Origin of the sequence: Paenibacillus sp. KS1 (assembly GCF_001680695.1) — a bacterium.
Lineage (GTDB): Bacteria > Bacillota > Bacilli > Paenibacillales > Paenibacillaceae > Paenibacillus_B > Paenibacillus_B suaedae.
Genome location: NZ_MAIS01000284.1, coordinates 1 through 661, shown reverse-complemented (window position 1 = coordinate 661; position 661 = coordinate 1). Strand labels below are relative to the sequence as shown.

Here is a 661-nt window from a genome sequence, read left to right as displayed (position 1 = left end):
ATTTGTTTGATGATCCGGGTTATTGGCAACCATATAGAACAGCCCAGCTTCCCCGTTCTTTAGCACCTTCTCCTTAAGTTCAAAAAATGCATTGAACCGCTCTCTTTCATCTTTCGATTCTGTTTTTCCGGCCTCTAGCGTCTTCGTCGATTTCGTCTCATATACGACTTCGCCATCCTTGTTCTTCAAAGAATGATACTGTACGGCCGCGTAACTCGTAGAGGCCATCAACATCATCCCTACAACCGCAGTCAAGGCAACTTTATATTTCATGAAAAATCTCTCCTTTTCTTTTGGCTCAGCACGTAATATTTGCATAACCTTTCATGTCAAGTCGGCATCGGGAATGCACGGATTCATCAAATTAGCCCGTTTTAATCTGCAAGTCGACCTCGAATTTTGGCGTATTCCATCCGGCACCTCTGCGATGATTGACTTAACTCCGCGTCATTCAAGCCCTCCCCCCCCTTTCACTCTATACAACGAACAGCTGGGCTAAAAATGTGACAACTGCCTTTGAAGCTTATTCCGATTACTTTGCGGGGACCCCGGAAGTTTTTGATATGTAAAAGAAAACGGGAATCCGCTCCAATTCGCTTTGGAGCAGACCCCATTTTTTAGTAGTTTTTTATTCCAAATAGCTTTCAGCAATTTTCATCAA

General features: G+C 43.6%; 1 pseudogene. It reads right to left on the bottom strand.

The annotated features are described in order from the left end of the window. Positions 1–273: pseudogene (locus BBG47_RS28325) on the bottom strand (DUF4367 domain-containing protein); the annotation flags it as partial. Between the last annotated feature and the right edge of the window lie 388 nt (positions 274–661).